The 14,083-nt window shown below is 68.3% G+C and carries 17 protein-coding genes; 16 read left to right on the top strand and 1 reads right to left on the bottom strand.

Annotated elements, in window-relative coordinates; genetic code table 11:
* The first annotated feature begins 41 nt into the window (after positions 1-41).
* From AC1HFH_RS23400 to AC1HFH_RS23330, 15 genes are all read left to right on the top strand, one after another.
* Positions 42-413, top strand: a complete 372-nt coding sequence (locus AC1HFH_RS23400) for a toxin-antitoxin system YwqK family antitoxin (protein WP_480244937.1) — start codon at positions 42-44, stop codon at positions 411-413.
* A gap of 6 nt (positions 414-419) precedes the next feature.
* A complete protein-coding gene (locus tag AC1HFH_RS23395) occupies positions 420-839 on the top strand; it encodes a toxin-antitoxin system YwqK family antitoxin (RefSeq protein WP_480244936.1) in 420 nt (139 codons plus the stop codon).
* 65 nt (positions 840-904) lie between these two features.
* The gene (locus AC1HFH_RS23390) at positions 905-1,288 is read left to right on the top strand and encodes a hypothetical protein (protein ID WP_480244935.1); all 384 of its coding nucleotides are present in this window, start codon (positions 905-907) and stop codon (positions 1,286-1,288) included.
* 19 nt (positions 1,289-1,307) lie between these two features.
* Positions 1,308-2,534: a hypothetical protein gene (locus AC1HFH_RS23385; protein WP_480244934.1), complete on the top strand. Its 1,227-nt coding sequence runs from the start codon at positions 1,308-1,310 to the stop codon at positions 2,532-2,534.
* A gap of 159 nt (positions 2,535-2,693) precedes the next feature.
* Positions 2,694-4,577 (top strand): hypothetical protein, encoded by a 1,884-nt coding sequence (locus tag AC1HFH_RS23380; RefSeq protein ID WP_480244933.1) that lies wholly within the window; start codon positions 2,694-2,696, stop codon positions 4,575-4,577.
* Positions 4,574-5,362, top strand: a complete 789-nt coding sequence (locus tag AC1HFH_RS23375) for an ESX secretion-associated protein EspG (RefSeq protein ID WP_480244932.1) — start codon at positions 4,574-4,576, stop codon at positions 5,360-5,362. The genes AC1HFH_RS23380 and AC1HFH_RS23375 overlap by 4 nt, the downstream gene beginning before the upstream one ends.
* Positions 5,363-5,376: 14 nt before the next feature.
* On the top strand, positions 5,377-5,709 hold the full coding sequence (locus tag AC1HFH_RS23370; RefSeq protein ID WP_480244931.1) for a hypothetical protein: 333 nt from the start codon (positions 5,377-5,379) through the stop codon (positions 5,707-5,709).
* A gap of 21 nt (positions 5,710-5,730) precedes the next feature.
* Entirely contained in the window at positions 5,731-6,033 is a 303-nt protein-coding gene (locus AC1HFH_RS23365) for a YbaB/EbfC family nucleoid-associated protein (protein WP_480244930.1), read from the top strand.
* Positions 6,034-6,127: 94 nt separating this feature from the next.
* Positions 6,128-6,439, top strand: a complete 312-nt coding sequence (locus tag AC1HFH_RS23360) for a type VII secretion target (RefSeq protein ID WP_480244929.1) — start codon at positions 6,128-6,130, stop codon at positions 6,437-6,439.
* A 2-nt stretch (positions 6,440-6,441) separates the two neighbouring features.
* Positions 6,442-7,767 carry a hypothetical protein gene (locus tag AC1HFH_RS23355; protein WP_480244928.1) on the top strand — a complete coding sequence of 442 codons (1,326 nt, stop codon included), beginning with the start codon at positions 6,442-6,444 and terminating at the stop codon, positions 7,765-7,767.
* Positions 7,768-7,790: 23 nt separating this feature from the next.
* Positions 7,791-8,111: a PE family protein gene (locus tag AC1HFH_RS23350; protein WP_480244927.1), complete on the top strand. Its 321-nt coding sequence runs from the start codon at positions 7,791-7,793 to the stop codon at positions 8,109-8,111.
* A complete protein-coding gene (locus AC1HFH_RS23345) occupies positions 8,108-9,088 on the top strand; it encodes a PPE domain-containing protein (RefSeq protein ID WP_480244926.1) in 981 nt (326 codons plus the stop codon). The genes AC1HFH_RS23350 and AC1HFH_RS23345 overlap by 4 nt, the downstream gene beginning before the upstream one ends.
* Positions 9,085-9,879, top strand: coding sequence for an ESX secretion-associated protein EspG (locus AC1HFH_RS23340; protein ID WP_480244925.1), 795 nt, complete (start codon positions 9,085-9,087; stop codon positions 9,877-9,879). Before AC1HFH_RS23345 ends, AC1HFH_RS23340 begins: the two co-directional genes overlap by 4 nt.
* Positions 9,880-9,933: 54 nt before the next feature.
* Positions 9,934-10,266: a WXG100 family type VII secretion target gene (locus AC1HFH_RS23335; protein WP_480244924.1), complete on the top strand. Its 333-nt coding sequence runs from the start codon at positions 9,934-9,936 to the stop codon at positions 10,264-10,266.
* A 75-nt stretch (positions 10,267-10,341) separates the two neighbouring features.
* The gene (locus AC1HFH_RS23330) at positions 10,342-10,635 is read left to right on the top strand and encodes a WXG100 family type VII secretion target (protein WP_480244923.1); all 294 of its coding nucleotides are present in this window, start codon (positions 10,342-10,344) and stop codon (positions 10,633-10,635) included.
* Between the two features lie 74 nt (positions 10,636-10,709).
* Here AC1HFH_RS23330 and eccE read toward each other — a convergent pair whose 3' ends face one another.
* Positions 10,710-12,446: a type VII secretion protein EccE gene (eccE, locus tag AC1HFH_RS23325; RefSeq protein ID WP_480244922.1), complete on the bottom strand. Its 1,737-nt coding sequence runs from the start codon at positions 12,444-12,446 to the stop codon at positions 10,710-10,712.
* Between the two features lie 168 nt (positions 12,447-12,614).
* Between eccE and eccB the strand changes: the two genes are divergently transcribed.
* Positions 12,615-14,069: a type VII secretion protein EccB gene (eccB, locus tag AC1HFH_RS23320; protein WP_480244921.1), complete on the top strand. Its 1,455-nt coding sequence runs from the start codon at positions 12,615-12,617 to the stop codon at positions 14,067-14,069.
* Positions 14,070-14,083 lie beyond the last annotated feature (14 nt).

The following is a 14,083-nucleotide window of genomic DNA, read 5'->3' as shown; positions in this document are numbered from 1 at the left end:
GAGGACCCGGTGATACCTGCAGAGACATCGAGGAGTACGACGTGCACGGGGAACTGATCAGGTTGTCCGATCCTGAGCTGACGACCGACTCCGACCCGGTTGTCTGGCGATACCGTGGCGAGCCGTTCACCGGGCAGATCGTGCAAGAGAGGTACGACGGCTCCGTGGTCGAGCTCTGGACCTGCGTCGAGGGGGTGGGCAGCGGTCTGTGCCGGCGTTGGTATCCGGACGAAGCTTTGCGGGAAGAGTACTTCGTCGGGTCGGACGGGCAGATGATCGGCGAGAACCGGCGCTGGCATCCGAACGGTAGGCTGGCCAGGCGGACCCTGTACAGCCCGGAGGGGGCGTGGCTGTTGGAGGAGGAGTTCGATGAGTCCGGCGAACTGCTGGACCGGATCGATCTGCGGGAGTGAGGATCGATGAGCGACGAACCTATCGACATCGACGACCCCGACGTGGGCGACTGGTCCCCCGGCCGGCGGATGTACCTGCGGGGCGAGCCCTACACCGGCACCGCGGTGGAACGATCGGACGGCACCGTGGTGGCGCAGCTGACCTTTGTGAACGGCATCGAGGACGGTCCGTTCCGGACGTGGTACCCGGACGGGGCGCCGAAGTCGGCCGGTCGTGTGGTGCGAGATCGCGCGGTCGGCGACTGGCTGCGGTGGTATCCGAACGGAGCGCCGAGCCGTCGGTGCGAGTTCGACGATTGGGGTGAACTCCGGCTCCGGGAGGACTATTCCGAGTCCGGTGAACTGATCTATCGGCTCGACTACGACGGTTCGGAGTACGGCGTCAGGCCGGTTCAGCCGGGCATCGTCGATTCTCCGGATGCCTGATGGTTCGAGACGTGACAGCATTCGGGTAGCGCGAAATACGGGGCGGATGGGAAGGAATCGACTCGATGGACTTGCGGCCGGTGGCGATGTACCGGGAGATGTACGAGGGGGGCCATCCGGAGTTGCCGGCACTGGCCGAGGCCGGCGATGTGACCGCGGAACCGGATCGTGACCGGATTCTCGACTACCTGCGTAATGCACCCGCCGGTTTCGATGTCATGGAAGCCGTGCCGGATCTGCTCGAGCCGGGGCGTTCGATTCCCGGCGGGTCGTCACTGCACACCGACGGTGTGTGGGTTTGGCGTACCGATTCGCTGCACTACCTGTCGAGGCGATCGCCGGAGCTGCCGGTCGAGTTCGTCGACCACGTACGCGCCGGTGGATACCGCCCACCCGCAATAGATCCCGGTGACGAGGAGCTACAGGCAGCGCTGCTGCGCTGGTGGTGACCGGCCGGAGTAACTGGAGATGGACAACGAAATGGATCCCGACGTCGGGTTCACCCTCGGCGCCGCGGTCAGCACGGTCACCCAGGACGAGACGGTCGAACGGGCGGCGGGGCTGAGTCGCCGGATCGCCCGGACAGTGGCCGGGCTCGGCCCGCAGGGCTGGCGGCGGGCGCAGGCCGTTTTCTCGATGACCACTGCTGCCGAAGTGAGTCTCATCGTGTTCACCGACGAACATGATCGGATCGCCCGGATGTTCCCGAGTGAGGAACTGCTCGGGCTGCTGCGTTCGCACAGGCAGCTGTCCGCCGAGTTCGGCGACGGTCCCTGGTGGCGCTATCTGATGACGGTCACACCGTCGGGGGAGCTGGCGGTCGACTACGACTACGGTGACGACCCGTTCCCGGACGATCAGCTGTTCGCCCCGGCGGTGTATGCCGCCGATCTCGACGCGTATCCACGTCGGCAGCTACCGGTCTGGCTGGCCGCATATCTTTTCGGTGGCGATCTGCAGACCCGTTCGCCGAAGGCGGCGGCCGAGCAGGCACTGAATGATGCCGCCTCCGGCGTCGTCGCTACCTTCTCCGACCCGGACGTCGACTTTCCGGCGCTGCCGGTGCTGGTACGCCGCTGGGCGTTGCTCTCCGCGGCGTTCGTGGCGGTCGGTTCGGACTGGGGCCCGCGGGTGGCGCCTGCGGTGTGCCGGTTCGAGGGCGCGAGTCGCAGCGGTTCGACGCTGTGCGTGCTGCCCGACGGCCGCGCAGTCCTCTCCGGCGGGATATGGAATGCGCCGGCACTGGTATCTGCCTATCGCGATGTAGTTTCGGCCGACGATGTCCCGATGCTGCCCCGACTGTATGCGGGCGCGCCGGCATGGGTGGCCGAACAGGTGCTGGATCGCCGGGCCACCAGCGGCATGTTGTCCTTCTGCTACTGGTGGCGCGACGGTCGCTGGTATCGGGGCGATTCCCCGCGTGCCGACGACCTCGCCGGTGCGGTGCCCGCGATCTGGACGCCCGAGTCGGTCGCCGAGATCGTTGCGGGACTGCTGGACGGACAACAGATTCCGGGCGGATCGTCGGCGGTGACCGAACTGGTCCGGGCGGCCGACTCCGGCCTGGTCTCGCGGCCGGTGCTCGACGAGGTCTTCGGTGCGACGGTGGACCCGGACGGCGCCTGGTACCAGCTGGTACTTGCCGGAGTGGCCGGCGAGCGGGCCGCCGCGGCGGCGCCGGACAGCGGGGGGTAGCTCACCATCGCGGTGCAGACCAGCGCCGAGGTGTCCCCGTCTGCCCGAGAGGTGTCGTACATCGTCCGGATGGCTTCTGTACATGCAGGATTCGAATGGGACGCCCTATACTCGCACCAGTGCTCGATGTTCGATCGGAAGTGAGGGAGACGGTCCGGCATGACGGGTGAAGATGTCGCAGCACAATGGGCCGGGCTGCGCAGCGCTGCCCAGAACGGTGCGCTCGAGCTGCACCCGGGAACGCTCGAAGGGCTGGTGAATGCCGCCAACGGGATGCGTGTTCGGATCACCTCGGTGAAGAGGGAAGTGTCCCGCGTGGACGACCTTCCACCGTTCGCCGACATCATCGACTCTGCCGAAGCTCTGGCGTCGAGATTCTCGGCGAAAGGCATCGACCTGTCCGGGATCCTGGATGATCACGACAAGATCCTCGATGACCTCTGCGATACGTTCATGTCGGCAGCCAAGCACTACTCCGGCACCGATGACGGCAGCAGTGTGGACTTCCAGATGCTCGAGCAGCGGATCGCCGACCATCGAGATATCACCGAGAACCTGTCACCACGCCCCGGGCCTGCCGGTTTGGATCCGATGAACGACTATTCGCACTCGAATGCGGCCGACAAGGTTCCGGTGCCCGAGCACCTGGAGGTCGGAACGCTCGATGAATCGAACTGGGGGCTGCCCGATACCTTGGTGAGTGCCTCGGGTGTCACCTTCGATCCGATGCGGGTGAGCCCGGAGGACCCGAATGACTTCTCCTACCAGGAATACCAGCGGATCCTGGCGTCGATCACCGAGGGCGCGCCCGATCCCATTCCGACCAGGATCGCGCAGGCTGCCGCGGACTGGCGCTGGTTGGCCGGCGAGTTGGACGAGACCTTCGGCACGCTGAAGAACAAGATGATCGCCTCGGCGAGCAGTTGGACGAGCCCGAACGTCGAAGGCGGCGCTGCTCGGGCACAGGCCGCGATCACCGGCTACACCACCGACGCGGATCAGCTGGTCGGCAACATGAATCTGCTCGGTGACGCACTCGAATATGTGTCTGCTTGGGTGCACACCACCGGGACATGTCTGCAATCGGTGAATGACACCGTGCCCTTCTCGGGCGAGTATGTGCTGGCTCCGAACAGTCCTGACTACATTCGGCAGGCCACCGTTCGGAAGGGCAGATACGTCGAGGTGATGAACAACACCTACGTGCCCGGAGTCGAGCACACCGCTGATGTGATTGCGGTACTTCCCGATCCCAAACCACCGACCAGCGGCAACAACGCAGGTGGCGGTAACGGCGGTACCTACACAGGTTCCGGCGCCGGGGCCGGAACGGGATCCGGCGCCGGAACCACCGGTCTGGACGCTGCGGCGATGGCGGGTCTCGGATCGGCTGCTGCCAACGGTGCGCTGCTCGCCGGGCAGGCTCTCGAACAGGCAGGAGCCCTGACTCGGGCACAACAGCAGGCCGAGCGGCTGGCGCGGCAGGCCGAGGAGCAGCGTGCGGCTGCAACGGCGCGGCAGGCGGAACAACGAGCTGCCCAGCAGGCGCAACAGGCCGCGCAGCAGGCCCAGCAGGCGATGCAGCAAGGTTTGCAGCAGGCACAGGCCGCCGCGCAACAGGCGCTTTCGGAGGGACAGAACGCGCTCGGTGGGATTCCGGGTATGGCGGGGCTGCCGAACAGTCTGGAGGAGGCAGCCAAGAAGGTGAGCGCTGCCGCACAGGGGGCAGGTGCACCGAGTGGTGCCGGCGGAGCCGGTGCGGGTGCCCCGTCGGTCCCACAGAATGCGGACAACTCCGCACGCCTGTTCCCCCGAGCATCGGTCACCACCGGTGTCGAAGGGTTCCGGTCGGGTATCGCGGCTGCGGGCGCCGGGATGCCGGGCACCCCAGGTCCGATGGGACCCATGGGCGGTGCCGGGGCCGGTGCGGGCGGTGGTCAGCAGAAACAGCACAAGCGCGCCGCGTACCTCGACTCGGTGGAGCACATCGAGGAGGCTCTGGGCGATGCGCCGGTCGTGGCCAAGCCGGTTGTCGAACAGTGACGACGACCTCTTGGCACCTGTCGGTGGCGGAGTTCGCATCGATCTTCGACCGTTCCAGGGAAGGTCTTCCGGAACCGTTCGTGCGGCGTGGTCTGGCGCCGACCGCAGGGGAAGCCAAACGAATCGTTCGCGAGGCGTGGTATTCGCTACGCCGAGAGTGCGGCCCGGAACTCGATCGACTGATTTCGGCACTGGAACGACCCGACCTGCGCCTGGTCAGCTACGCGGTCGAAGGCTCGAGCACGGCTGAGTACCTCGATCCGGCCCAGGTGCGGCGGCACCTTGCCGTCCGTCGCGGTGACGACGCCTTCCTGGTGACACAACGTCCTGGTGAGACGCTCGACGATGCCGGCGGATTCGATGTGGCCGAACACGATGTACTGAGCCTCGGTGATGCGATGGCGGCCGCGCTGCCCGATGCACCCGGGGGCCGACGCCGGGATTTCGAACTGATTCGATCGGAGCCCGAACCCACCATGGACCGCCGCTTCGGCCGGTCCCTGGTCCACGATGACGACGAGGACGACGACTGGAGTGCAGAATTCACCGTGGCGCCGACAACGGCGGCGGGTACAGTCGAGATCAGCCAGGGCTGGTCGCGATTCGGTCCTCGTGGGATCACGCGAACCCAGCTGTCGTGGCGGGACATCGAAGCCGATGGTCGCTACGTGGTACTACCCGGAAGTCCGCCGACGGTCACCGCATCCGATGGCAGAAGGTTTGCGGCACTGATCAATTCCGGAATCGCCGAGGTGGTTCGCGCAATCAAGGACGATCGGTTGTGATCGTGGAGGAGCAGATGCCAGAATTTCCGACCGAGTTCCATGCCTCCTCGCTGACCGGGTCGATCGCGGTGCGCACCACCGAACAAGGCTTGCCCCTAAATGTCCGGGTCGATGCCGACCAGTTGCGCCGGGATCCGAGCGCGCTGGCCGCGGAGGTGCTCCGGCTGTGCCGCCGTTCGGCGCAGCGAGCCGGGCTGGCGCGGCGGAACCAGCTCGCCGAATCGGGGTTCGATCCGAGCCTGCTCGCCGCGGCGGGTCTGCCGACCGAGGCGGACGTGGCAGCGCAGGAGCTCGCCGACGAGCAGGAATACGACATGCAGCCACAGAGTTGGCTACGGCCGATCTGAGCGGAAGGGGGGACATCGACGATGGTCGACACGATGGACGAGCTGATCGCCCGAGTTCAGGGCCAGCTGTACCGATTGAAGGACCTGAACGAATCGACCTCGGCGGTCCGGGCGGTTGTGACCAGCCCGGATGGTGCCGTGACGGCCGAGGTCGACGGGGCCGGGGCGTTGGTCGGGCTCGACTTCACGGCGGGGATCTCGAAGCTCACGCCCGCGGAATTCGGCCGGCTGGTCACCGAGACGGCGCGCGCTGCAGCGCACGAGGCGATGAGCCGGCGTGCCGAGCTGATCACCGCGTTCAACGAGGAGAGCGCCGCAGGTTGACGAAACTTAACCCGGAGGTCACCCGTACGGCTTGTCGGACGGGTACACACGAACTGCGGAATACCCTGCAGTGTTTCATGATTGGATTCCTGCTATGACCCACGTCGAAGTTGCTCCCGAGGCCTTGCTGGCCTACGCCGGTACCTCGGCGGACCTGGCCGCCGGTGTTGCCGCGGCCGGTGCGGCCGACCAGGCGATGACTGTCGCCGCCGTGGTTCCGGTCTTCGGTTTGATCGGTCAGGAGTTCCTGGCCTCGTTCGCGTTCGCGCAGGCGAATCATCTCTCGTCGGTGGCCGAGCTGGCGGCAGTGCACGCCGGTACCGCGCTCACCGCGCAGCAGGCTGCCGCCACCTATACGGGTGCCGACGCTGCGTCGGGTGCGAACATCTCGACCGTGGTCCCGTAGCCATGGACATTCCCGGATCGACTCCACCACCGGGCGCGGACCCCCTCGACCCGACGGTTCTGGATCTGCTGCGCGGCAGCTCGCTGGCGCCGATGCTCGACATGCCGGTGAACGATGTACTGCCCGAACTCGGGTTCCCCCGGCTGCCGGAGCTGCCGGGGACCGTACAGCCACCGGAGCTGCCGCCGCTGCCGATGATCGACCTGAGCGCGCTGATGAAGCCGTTGACCGACCTCGCATCGGCTTTCGGGCACGGCAAGCTGACCGACACCCAGGCGCCGCCGGAAGGCGGGATGCCGGCAGCCGCGGCGCAGGACCCGATGCAGATGTTCGCCGACGTCACCCAGGTCCTGCAGACCGCCATGACGATCGGCTCCACTGCACTGCAGACCCTGATGTCGCTGTGGCAGGGCATGGGTGCTACCGAAGCATCGAAGAAGGCCGCCGCGGCGCAATCCGATTCGGCGAAACTGGGCGCCCAGAACGCTCAGGAGAAGGCCGTGATGTTGAACGCGGCGAGCAGTGTGGCGATCGGTGCGGCGAAGCTGGGCGGGGTGCTGGCTCGGTACTCGGCGACGGTGGCGTTGGCGCCGCTGTATGCGGCGACACTGGCCGGCCAATCGGTTCTGATCGCGGCCACGATCGAGGCGATCACGGAGGCATTGCTCATCACCGCAGAGACCAAGGCCCAGATGGTCGGCCACAGCGCCGAGATGACCGCCGCCGGTGAGAAGGTGCCGGTGACCGCGGCGCCCACCGGTGTCGACAGTGCCCAGCAGATGTCGCAGATGATGAGCATGATCACACCGCTGATCGGCACAATGACCTCACTGGCCGGGCAGGTGGCCCAGTCCCAGGCGGCACTGGCCGCGCAGCGACAGGCCGAGGACCGGGCCGAACAGGACCGAGCCGATGCGGAGGGCGAAGCCCCGGCGGACGCCCCGGCCGGTGGGATGCCCGGCGGTGTGCTCGGTGGGACGGGCGGTGGGACCGGAGCCGCCCGCTCGTACACCCCGCTGAGTCCGTGGCAAGGGGCGCACCCGGCCGGCACCACGTCGTCGGCGGGATCGCCGGTGGCCGCGACAGCATCGGGCTCCGGTTCGTCGGCGGCGTCGGGCCGGGGCGGGCCGGGCGTCATGCCGATGGGCGGTATGGGTGCGGCGGCCCGCGGCGGCGAGGCTGCCGCCAACGACGCGATCCATACCCAGATGGTGACCAGCAGCAATGGCGACGAGGTAGTGGGCGAGCTCGAATCGGGCGCGCTGCCGGTGCTCGGGGCGAGCGTCGACGACGCCGGTCCGCCGCCGGACAAAGAACTCACACTGTGATACACGGAAGTGCAGGCGGGGACATGACCACCGACGAAACGAACGCACCGGCTTTCGAATTCGATGCGGCCGCAGCGCAGCGTGCCGCGCACGATCTGGATGCACTGGCCGGACGGCTCGACGATGCCCTGCGGGAAGCCACCGCCGCGCTGACCATCGAGCCGGCCGGCCGGGACGAGGTATCCGCCCGCACCGCGCTGACCGCGAACGAGGTGGCCGGGTCGTACCTGGACAGCGTCGAATCGGGTGTCGCGGAAGTGCGGAAACTGGCCATCACGCTGCGTGACCGGGTTTCCGATATCGACCGGATGGAGGCCGAGAACCGAGCGGGGTTCGGCGGATGATCGAACCGCCCCAGCCGGGTTTCACCGGGGTGGTGTGGGAGGCGCGCGAATCGGAGCGGCTGGCGACCGAGCTCACCACCGGACCGGGTGCGGTGCCGATGGCCGAGGCAGCGAGCGCATGGGCCCGGTTGGCGACAGCGCTCGGCGCTGCCGCGCTCGACTACGAACAGGTGCTGCGCACCCTGCGTGAGGCCTGGCAGTCCGGCCGCAGTGAGGAAGTGTGGCAGCGGCTCTCGGAGCTGCGCGCCTGGCTGATCGACGCGGCCGAGGCGGCAGCGGTGAACGCGGCCCGGCTGCAGGCTCAGGTGGTGGCCTACGAGGTGGCCATCCGCGCGATGCCGAATGCGGCCGAGGTGCGTGCCATCGCCGAACTGCAGCGCACGGTGGCGCAGATCGGTGAGCTGATGGGCGCCCCGATCAGGGCGATCGCGGCAGGAGCCGACGACGACGCCGATGCAGCCAAGGCGGTGGCGTCGCGGGTGATGCGCAGCTACGAAGCGGCGAGCGTCCCGCTGGCGCAGTCCTGGCAGCACCAGCCACCGCCGGTGTTGGTTCCGGAGCCCGCTCCGGGCCGCGGGACCGCTGGTGGATCCGGTGCGGCCGCCGGTGCTCCGGTGGGCGCGGTGGGCCCCGTCGGTCTTGTGGGTCTGCCGGTCGCGCCCGGGCCGATCCGCACCGCGTATCGGGCGCCGGTCTATGTGCAACCCACCGCACCGGCGCAGGTCGGTTCGGTGGCTCAGCCGACGAGCACTCCGGCCCCGCATGCGGCGCCACTGGCCGCCGCTCCGCTGGCCGGAGCGGGTGCCGGCGGCGACGCCGCCCGGTTTCCCCGTGCCGGGATACCTGCCGGTGATCCGTCGGACCAGCTGCTCGACGGTGAGATCACTGCCGCGCCGGCCGTCCTCGGCGGTCCTGCTGCGCCCGCCCCCGAACCGGCTACCGCTCCGCCGACCACTCCGCCGGAGGCGGCCGGATGACCACGACCCTTTCCAACGACGGATTGCTCTGCATCGCAGAACAACTGGGCGTGCAGACGATGCCCGCCGTCCTGGGCCTCGGCCCGCGGCAGGATCACATCGACGAATGGCGATCGGCGCGCGCCGCGGCGCGCGCCGATCTGACCGGGCGAGGGCTGATCGACGCCTACGGTGACGTCGAGCCCGAGTTGGCGGGTGCGCTGTACACACTCTCCCAGCCGGATGTCGAATTGGTGGCCCGCAGTTTCGGCCCCGAGGGTGAGCGCCGGATGTGCATCGCCCGGCGTGGCACTCACCATGCTTCGGCCGTGCGCAGCGGTGACGCTTTCGAAGTGGCGGCGCTGTCCATCGACGGGTCGGTCGAACAGATCGTGCGGCCGCTGGCCGATGTCCTGGACCGATGCCCGCCTGCAGAGGTCGCACCGGCGACAGCGCCCGCCGACGAACTCGCGGACCGGCTCGATGCGGCCTCGGGGGCTGCGCAATACACCGACGCGCTGTATGCGCTGGGTGTCGCGGCCGACGATGCCGTGGCGCTGGGAGCCGCGTTCGGGTCTTGCCGTTCCAGAGCCGAAGTCGTCGCCGTTGCGCACCGTTCGGGAATCGCAACCCGGGCGGCGGGTGCGGTCGCGGTGTACGACACCGAGCGTGGCCGGCTGGTCGTGGCGCCCGCGACGGCGCCCGACGGAGCCCTGTGGTCCACCATCACGCCGGGTACCGACCACCGCCTGGTGCAGGCGGTCGGTGCGCTCTTGGAAGGGCTGCCCGGGGGGAGGTGGCTATCGCAGTAGCCGACCGACCAGATCTACCCGAATCGACAGTGGTGTGAACGAAAGGTAAGTGCAATGCCCCCTCAGGGACCAGTAGGTGTAGAAGCCGGTGGCGTCGACAGCGCGACCTCCCGGCTCGACGACGCAATCGGCAACCTCCGCAACTCGGTCAAGCAGATCGATGATGCGGCGCAGGCGGTCGTGCGGGGTTGGAAGGGCACCGCGCACGACGAGTTCGTGAAGGTCGCCAACGCCTGGCACGAAGAGTCCGAAGCATTGAACCAGAAGTTCGACCGGCTCAGCGAGGCGATGGGCTCGGGCAAGAACGTCATCATGAACATGGACGGTGAGGGGCTCTCCGGTGGTAGCGGCGGGTCCGGCGGCGGCACGTACACCAACCTGGCGTAGTAGCTGCTGCGGGCCCACCGGGCCCGTACTCCCGGCCGGGTACGGCTCGGCCACTCGATGAGAAGGAAGACTCCCATGACCATTCTTTACGACCCCGCAGCGATGAACGAGCTGTTCAGCGACCTGCAGACCTACGGCGGCAAGATGAAGGGCGAGATCGACGAGCTCGACGGCGCCGCCGGCGGGTTCCGTAACAGCCTGCAGGGTGACAATGCGATCTCGGCGTTCGACACGGCGCACAAGAACGTCACGACCGAGCTGGGCGACACCCTGCAGAAGCTCGACGAACTGGCGGCGCAGGTGGAGAATGCGCTCAACCGGGCGCTCGACGCCGACGGCAAGGTCGGTGACGGGTTCGCCGACTTCTGATCCGGACCTGCCGGTGGCCGGTCGCGGAATCCCGCGGCCGGCCACCGGCGGTTTCCACCTGCGGAAGAGCCAGATCAGCGAGCTGCGAGCGATTCTCCGATATAGGCCATCTCGTCCGGTGTAGTCACCATGTCGACGGTGGCGCTGCCGGTGGCAGTATGCACGGTTATCCGGTTGGGTGCCTGCGGATCCTGGACCAGCGTCACATCGGCCGTCCCTGCCGGTTCCGTTGGCGCGACGGACCGGATGGTGACGATAGTTGCGCCGCCGAGGTGGGCGGTGGCCGGAACCTCGTCGAACACCAGCACCGTTGTACTCGGGTAGGGCGCGGTCGGCGGGAGCGGTGGCGCAGCCGGCGCCGGTGCAGTGGCGGCCGCGGCATGCGGGGCCAGCGAGAGCAGCTGCGGTGCGGACAGTTCGGCCACCATCGCATGCCAGGCGGCCGGTCGGGCGGTGTGCACGACGACCCGGGCGCCCAGGGCCGTCGCCCGCAGCACCACTTGCTGGGCAAGATCCAGGCGTCCGATGACTTCGACGTGGCGGGTTCCGTCACCGATCAGCGGCACTGCGATCCCCAGACCGGAGCCGTCGGCGCCGATCAGCTGCCCGCAACCGGTGGTGGGCACCGCGAGGTCCGTCAGCGCTTCCGGACTGCCCGAATAGCCGTCTCGGCCGCCGATCGACCCGGCCGCACCGACCGGCAACGTATCCAACAGGATCGGCAGTTGCCGACCGGGTAGTTCCCGCAGGCCGGGGACCGGGGGCTGATCCGGTTTCGTCGCGGTGTCGTACCGGACGACGGCATTGAGCACCACCGAGTGTTCCGGGTCCCGCCGGTCGGTGGGGCGCAGCCGCAGCACGACTGTGGTCGACAAGGCCGGGGCGGACCAGATGGCGGAAAGACCCGCAGGCTCGAGATGCTCGGCGGCCAACTGGTAGAGCGTCAGGTACCGGTCTTCGGCGCGCAGGGAGCGCGCGTCCTCGGTGAGGGTGTGCAGGTCGAAGCCGTGGGTGAGTTCGCGCAGCGCGCGGTTCATTTCGGTGGCGGTCAGCATCGATGCGGCGATATCGGCGGCGGCCAACCGGTTTGCCACTCGTCGGGTGGCGATGATCGCAGTACGGAGTGCGCCCCGGCCGGCCCCGCCCCGCTTTTCCACGGCCGCCGCATTCGCCAGCGGGTCGAGCCGCAGGACCAGCCAGCAGCTGCGGTGGGCGATCGCGGGGAGTGGTCCGAGAATGCGGTCGTAGAGGTGCGCGGCTCGTCCGGTGCCGGCCGTACGGGCGCCGGTGGCGATCACATCTATGCCGGTCAGTTCGATATCGAACTGGTCGAGGCAGCGGGCGAGGTCGGTCAACGGCAGTAGCTGATCGGCGCTCAGGGCGCCGCTGCGCAGCATCGCCAGCCGGTCCGGCGGCGGGTCGACGGCGAGCATGGTGAGCAGTAGCTCCCCGTCCCAGCGCACCCCGCACCCCCCGCCCTCGTGCAGCGGGACGTCGAACGGTGCGGTCCGGTCGACGCGCTCGGCACCCGCCTGCCGGCGTATGCGCCGGACAACAGCGTCGGCGGCGCGGGCGGCCGAGGTACGGCCACGGATCGGTGCCAGCGCGAGTACACCGAGCGCGATGCCCGAGCTGGTTGCACCGGGCACCGAATCGGTAGTGGCGAGGACGATCCAGGAAACCACGACGGTCATCGCGAGCACCGGCAGCACGACTCGCAGCCCGAAGATGCGGAACAACCAGAATTCCGGATCGCGCAGTTCTGCACCCGTGTGGTTGCCTGTTTTCCCGGAGTTCATCGATTCGTTCAAAATTGTTGTCCCTGATCGATATCCAGTGGATCATCGCCCGGTGACGACTCCGAGCTGTTCTCGTCGTTACGGTACCGTGTCGGCTGGAACAGTGATGGATCGCTCGATGGGGGCGCAGTGCCGGCGCAGCTGACTACCCGTACTCAGGTCAACGGATATCGTTTTCTGTTGCGCCGGCTCGATCATGCCCTGGTCCGCCGGGATGCCCGGATGCTGCACGACCCTATGCGATCCCAGATCCGGTCCCTGCTCGTCGGTGCTGTGCTCGGGCTGATCGTGGTGGCGGGTGCCGCGATTCTGGCGTTCATTCGTCCGCAAGGCGCTGTCGGGGACTCGCTGATCGTCACCGGTAAGCAGAGCGGCGCTCTCTACGTGGTGGTGCACGGTGCAGATGATTCGAAAACCCTGCACCCGGTGCTGAATCTGGCCTCGGCTCGGCTCATCGTAGGTGCCGCGGAGGAACCGAGCTCGGTGAAGGACGACAAGCTCGGCGATCTGCCGCGCGGTCCACTGCTCGGGATTCCGGGTGCGCCTGCCGCGCTGCCGGGTTCCGCTCAGGGTGACCGGTCGGAGTGGACACTGTGTGAAACGACCGGGCTGTCCGAAACAGGCAGCGCCGCTGGTTCCGCCGGTGGCGAGACGACAATCATCGCCGCGCGCCCCGAGTTGCGTGATTCGATCGGTGCCGCCACGGCGCAGGAGGCGCTGCTGGTGCGCCGGGACGACGTGACCTACTTGGTGTATGCCGGGCTCCGGGCGCGCATCGACCCCACCGATGTTACGGTCGCCCGGACGGTCGGACTGGCCGGACATCGTGCCCGGCCGATCGGCACCGGATTCCTCGGTGCCACCACCGAGGTGCCGGCGATCACGCCGCCGCAGATTCCGGACGCCGGGCGGCCGGGTCCCGGAGCCCTGGCCCGGTATCCGGTCGGTGGCGTGATCTCGGTGCCGGGTCCGGACGGGGTCGCGGAGACCTTCGTCGTTCTCGCCGATGGAGTGCAGCCGGTGAGCGCCTTCACCGCGGAACTATTGCGAACCGCGGATTCGCACGGAATGACCGAGATCGCCACCGTAGCGCCCGATACGCTGGCGAGCGTTCCGGTGCGGCATGTGCTGCCGACCGATGACTTCCCGCAGCATTCGCCGCGCATCGTCGATCCCGAGGATGCTCCGGTGGCCTGCCTGAGCTGGTCGAAGACTCCGGGAACAGCGGCGGGTACCCGGGATCCGGATGCGGTGGACGGGCCGCAGGAGCGGGCGCGGGTCCGGATGCTGCTGGGGACCCGCCTGCCGTTGCCGGATTCGGCGCAGCCGGTCGAATTCTCGACCGCCGACGGGATCGGTGACCGAGCCGACGCGGCCTACATCGCGCCGGGGTCGGGCGAGTTCATCCGCGTCACCGGTGTGGATCCGGGCAGCCCGCGACGCGGCAGCCTGTTCTATGTCGCCGACAACGGTGTCCGGCACGGGATTCCGGATGCCGAGACAGCGGCAATGCTGGGGCTCGGCGCGACACCGCGGCTGGCGCCCTGGCCGATCGTCGGACAACTCGTTCCGGGGCCGACGCTCTCCGTCGACCAGGCGCTGACCAGCTACGACTCGCTGCCGACCGGGCGTTGACCCGATCCGCAGGT

The organism is Nocardia sp. KT25-26, from assembly GCF_056627695.1.
The sequence above is the reverse complement of the archived record's forward strand: the minus strand, read 5'-3'. Positions and strand labels throughout refer to the sequence as shown.